General features: G+C 72.8%; 3 protein-coding genes. 1 reads left to right on the top strand and 2 read right to left on the bottom strand.

Annotated elements, in window-relative coordinates; all coding sequences use genetic code 11:
• Positions 1 to 110 precede the first annotated feature (110 nt).
• Both ACFV2S_RS34345 and ACFV2S_RS34350 read right to left on the bottom strand, forming a co-directional pair.
• Positions 111 to 1766 (bottom strand): hypothetical protein, encoded by a 1656-nt coding sequence (locus tag ACFV2S_RS34345; protein ID WP_385568658.1) that lies wholly within the window; start codon positions 1764 to 1766, stop codon positions 111 to 113.
• Between the two features lie 175 nt (positions 1767 to 1941).
• Positions 1942 to 4158: an elongation factor G-like protein EF-G2 gene (locus ACFV2S_RS34350; protein ID WP_385568662.1), complete on the bottom strand. Its 2217-nt coding sequence runs from the start codon at positions 4156 to 4158 to the stop codon at positions 1942 to 1944.
• A 281-nt stretch (positions 4159 to 4439) separates the two neighbouring features.
• Between ACFV2S_RS34350 and pgsA the strand changes: the two genes are divergently transcribed.
• Positions 4440 to 5166: phosphatidylinositol phosphate synthase (gene pgsA / locus ACFV2S_RS34355; RefSeq protein ID WP_385568667.1), on the top strand; the 727-nt coding region annotated here is incomplete at its 3' end.

A 5166-nucleotide genomic window follows, 5' to 3' on the forward strand; every position in this document is an offset into this window, starting at 1 on the left:
GCCGCCCCCCCCGCGTGGCGCGGCGGGCCCCCCGGCCCCCCCCCCCCCCCCCCCCCCGGCCCGGCCCCGCCGCCCGCCCCCCCCGCCCCCCCCCCCCCCCCGGGACCGGATCAGGCGTCGTAGACGTCGGCCTTCTTCGGGCCCGGGTCCTGGATGCCGCCGCTCAGCACCAGCGAGCGGTTGGTGAAGCGCTCCGTCTCGACGTTGTGCTCGTCGAGGACCTTCAGCGTCGCGGCGTGCACGGCGCGGAGCACGGGCGTGGCCATGCGGATCGCGTCGTCGGCCATGAAGCGGTTCTTCCAGAGCGGTCCGGCCCAGACGTGCCGCAGACCGAACGGCTCGGGCAGGCTCATCTTGCCGCCGAGGAACTCCAGGACCGGCGGGTACCAGGTGAGCGGGGCGCGCACCGCGAGCCGGACGATGTCGTTCGTGGTCAGGAGCGACTGCTGGATCTCCTTCGTCTCCCAGAAGCGGACGGTCTTGGCGACCTCCTTGGTCCTCGCCTTCGGCTTCGTGGTGAAGAGGCCGTGGACGGGACCGAGCGCGTGACCGGTGACCTCGATCCGCAGCGTGTGGTGGAGCGAGGTGACGGTGACCATCATGGTGAGGACGAGGTTGCCGTCCCAGAGGGTGAACTGCACACCGAGGTAGTGGCGGTTGCCCGCGCCGAACTGCTGGTCGTTGCAGATGCGCTGTATCTCGTGCGGCTTGACCTGGTAGTGGACGATGTTGTCGCCCTCGGGGCGGCTGACCTCGTCGGCGCCCTCGCCGACCGGGGACACGATCCAGTGCTTGACCGTCGGCTTGGGGAAGCCGGTCTTCAGGGAACCGCGCTCCAGGAGCGCCAGCTCGTCGTGGATCCTGCGGACGACGTCCCACGAGCGGAAGGCGTGGAGCTCCTTGCCGGGCTGGGGGACCAGCTCCTCGGCGAGCGTCCAGCTGCCCCAGCGGGTGCCCAGGCCGAGGATGCCCTTGGAGCCGGCGTAGAAGACGACGTTGGACTGCTGCTCCGCGGCGAGCTTCTCCAGGTTGACCCGGAGCGCCTCGGCGGACTTCTCGCCCGGGTCGCGGGGGGCGGACTTGGGGACGTGCGGGCCGACCCCGCCGCCGCCGAGCAGACCGCTCCAGCGCTCCCGCAGGTCGACCGCGGCGTTCTGGCAGATCCGGCTCGCGAGGAACCAGCCGACGACGGGGGCCACCACCATCGCGCGCAGGTAGTTCGGCAGGATCCCGTCGAAGGGCAGCTTGAGCAGGACGAGCGCGGCGAAGATCCCGGCGGCCCAGAGGAGGGCGGTGCCGAGGGCGCTGTTGCGCTTGTTCTCGGAGCCCGCGACGAGGCGGCGGAGCTGGATGACGCCGAGCCACAGCAGCAGACCCGGCAGGAACAGCACGCCGCAGAAGAACGTGACCAGGGTCAGCTTCACGTCCCGCTGCCTGCGCAGATGTGTCGCGGCCAGGCAGTGCTCCACGACCGGCTGCGGTTCGGCCCCGAAGGACTGGATCAGCGCCTTGCGACCGCCGCCCAGCATCCGGACCTGGACCGCGCGGGAGAAGGCCTCACCGAGGTCGGGGCTGAAGAGCCCCCACTTCCCCTCCTTGACCGTGGTCTTGTAGAGGTCGTTGTCGGCCTGCTTGATCGTGTCCAGCGGACTGTCCCGGTACGCGGCGGACGCCAGCGCGCTCGTCGCGCCGGTGCCGCCGCCCGTGCTCTGCAGGGGGATCTGAGCCCCGGGTCCAAAACCGTCGATCGCCACTGCCGCCCCCATCGCGAGCGAGTACCTGTGCGGGCTGTGCCCAACTGCCGCGCCCCGCACACCTTCTGAGCTGGGCACCACAGCGTAACCGGGTATGGCCGGATGCGTCACGGCCTGTGGATATCACGGCCGAATGACGTCCGCCCGGCGGGCGCCGGGCGGACGCGTACCCCCGTCATTCCGTCAACTAGGCTCCCTTTTCGGCCTGTTCGCGAATCCTGTCCGCCAGGTGAGGGGGCATCGGCTCGTGCCGGGCGTACGTGCGGTCGAACCGTCCGGTGCCGTGCGCGAGGGAACGCAGGTCGATCGCGTACCGCCCGATCTCGATCTCCGGCACCTCGGCACGGACCACGGTCCGCCCCGGCCCCGCCTGGTCGGTGCCGACGACCCGGCCGCGGCGTCCCGACAGATCGCTCATGACCGGGCCGACGTACTCGTCCGGGACGAGCACCTCGACCCGGGCGACCGGCTCCAGGAGGTGGACCGGCACCTCGGCGGCGGCCTCGCGCAGCGCCAGCGCCCCGGCCGTCTGGAACGCGGCGTCGGAGGAGTCCACCGAGTGGGCCTTGCCGTCCCGCAGGGTGACCCGGATGTCGACCAGGGGATGCCCGGCGGCGAGCCCCCGCGCGGCCTGCGCCCGCACGCCCTTCTCCACGGACGGGACGAACTGGCGCGGGACGGCGCCGCCGACCACCTTGTCCACGAACTCGATGCCGCTGCCCGGCGGCAGCGGCTCCACGTCGATCTCGCAGATGGCGTACTGGCCGTGGCCGCCGGACTGCTTGACGTGCCGCCCCCGGCCGGTGGCGGCGCCGCCGAAGGTCTCGCGCAGCGCCACCTTGTACAGCACGGCGTCGACCTGCACCCCGTACCGGCCGCGCAGCCGCTCCAGGGCGACCTCCTGATGGGCCTCGCCCAGACACCACAGCACCACCTGCCGGGTGTCCTGGTTCTGTTCGAGCCGCAGCGTCGGGTCCTCGGCGACCAGCCGGGACAGGCCCTGCGAGAGCCGGTCCTCGTCGGCCTTGCCGTGGGCCTGGACGGCCAGCGGCAGCAGCGGCTCCGGCATGGCCCACGGCTCCATCAGCAGCGGATCGTCCTTGGCGGAGACGGTGTCACCGGTCTCCGCGCGGCCGAGCCGGGCGACACAGGCGAGGTCCCCGGCGATGCACTCCGCGAGCGGCCGCTGCTGCCGGCCGAACGGAGAGGTGAGCCCGCCGGTCCGCTCGTCCGCCTCGTGGAGCTCGTGCCCGTCGTGCGACCGGTCGGCGAGGCCGTGGCCCGAGATGTGCACGGTCTCGTCGGGGCGCAGGGTGCCGGAGAAGACCCGTACCAGGGAGATCCGCCCCACATAGGGATCGGCGGCCGTCTTGACGACCTCGGCGACCAGCGGCCCGTCGGGGTCGCAGGTGATCGCCGGCCGGGAGCGCCCGTCGGGGGTGGTGACCGCGGGCGCCTCGTGCTCCAGCGGGGACGGGAAACCGCCGGTGATCAGCTCCAGGAGCTCCAGGGTGCCGAGACCCTGCGTCCCGCCGTCGGCGGCGGGGGCGGCCGCGAGCACCGGATGGAAGGCGCCCCGCGCGACGGCCTTCTCCAGGTCGTCGACGAGGGTCTTCACCTCGACGTCCTCGCCGCCGAGGTAGCGGTCCATGAGGGTCTCGTCCTCGCTCTCGGCGATGATCCCCTCGATGAGCCGGGCACGGGCCTGAGCGATGAGCTCCCGCTGCGCGTCGTCGGGCGGCTCCTCCCGGCGCACCCCCGAGGAGTAGTCGAAGATCCGTTCCGAGAGCAGGCCGGCCAGGCCGGTCGCGGGCGCGTGCCCGTCGGCGCCCTCGGCGCCGCGCACCGGAAGGTAGAGGGGCAGGACCGCGTCGGGGTCGTCCCTGCCGAAGAGCCCGGCGCAGACGGCGGTGAGCTCGGTGAAGTCGGTGCGGGCGGTGTCCAGGTGGGTCACGACGATGGCGCGGGGCATCCCGACGGCGGCGCACTCCTCCCAGATCGCGCGCGTGGAGGCGGCGACGGCGTCGGCCTCCTGGGCGGCGGAGACGACGAAGAGGGCCGCGTCCGCCGCGCGCAGACCGGCCCTCAGCTCCCCGACGAAGTCGGCGTATCCAGGGGTGTCGAGAAGGTTGATCTTGTATCCGTCCCAGCCGACCGGGACCAGGGAGAGCTGGACGGAACGCTGCTGGCGGTGCTCGATCTCGTCGTAGTCGGAGACGGTGCCGCCGTCCTCGACCCGCCCGGCCCGGTTGACCGCTCCCGCGGTCTGCGCCAGCGCCTCGACGAGCGTCGTCTTTCCCGATCCGCTGTGGCCGACCAGCACCACGTTCCGCACGGCCGAGGGCCGGTCGGCCGTAGGGGCCCTTCCGGCGGCTCCGGCGGCCGTCTTCGCCTTGTCACCCATGATGTGTTCCTCCCGACTGCTCGCACGGTGCGGCGGGACGCGGGCGCGGGGGAGTGGTGTGTCGCGGTACGGCTCCGGCGGTGCCCGCGGTGGTCCTTCGAGCTTTGCACCGACGCCAGGACGCGTCCATACGTCGTACACCGGGGAGCCCCCCGGGTGGCCGTCGGCGGGACGCCGACGCGGCGGGGAGGGTACCCGCCGGTAGGCCGGGACGCTCGTGGCTACGATGGGTGAGCCGGTGGTCGTAGGGGCCGCGCGGCCCACCGAACCTCGGGAAGGCCATGCTGAACAAGTACGCGCGTGCCTTTTTCACGCGTGTCCTCACACCGTTCGCCGCGTTTCTGCTCCGCCGGGGCGTCAGCCCCGACGCGGTCACGCTCATCGGCACGGCGGGGGTGATGGCCGGTGCCCTGGTCTTCTTCCCCCGTGGAGAGTTCTTCTGGGGCACGATCATCATCACCCTCTTCGTCTTCTCCGACCTCGTCGACGGCAACATGGCCCGGCAGGCCGGGATCTCCAGCCGATGGGGAGCCTTCCTCGACTCGACGCTCGACCGGGTCGCCGACGGCGCGATCTTCGGCGGCTTCGCGCTCTGGTACGCCGGCAAGGGCGACGACAACGTCATGTGCGCCGTGGCGATCTTCTGCCTCGCGAGCGGCCAGGTCGTCTCGTACACGAAGGCCCGCGGCGAATCGATCGGCCTGCCCGTCGCGGTGAACGGCCTGGTCGAGCGCGCCGAGCGCCTGGTGATCTCGCTCGTCGCCGCCGGCCTCGCCGGACTCCACACGTTCGGCGTCCCCGGCGTCCAGATCCTGCTCCCGATCGCCCTGTGGATCGTGGCCGCCGGCAGCGCCGTGACCCTGGGCCAGCGCGTCGTCACCGTACGCCGCGAGTCCGCCGAGGCGGGCGCCGCCCCCGCGGGGGGCCGGGGGGGGGGGGGCAACAACTGTTCCCCCAAAAAGAAGACCCCAGCGCGCGGGCGGACGGGCGCGGGGGGGGGGCCCGGCG

Source organism: Streptomyces sp. NPDC059695, assembly GCF_042733785.1.
In the GTDB taxonomy this organism is placed as follows: Bacteria; Actinomycetota; Actinomycetes; order Streptomycetales; family Streptomycetaceae; genus Streptomyces.

Coding starts and splice junctions, on each gene's coding strand:
- ACFV2S_RS34345 (WP_385568658.1), bottom strand. CDS start 1,766: ATGGGGGCGGCAGTGGCGATCGACGGTTTTGGACCCGGGGCTCAGATC.
- ACFV2S_RS34350 (WP_385568662.1), bottom strand. CDS start 4,158: ATGGGTGACAAGGCGAAGACGGCCGCCGGAGCCGCCGGAAGGGCCCCT.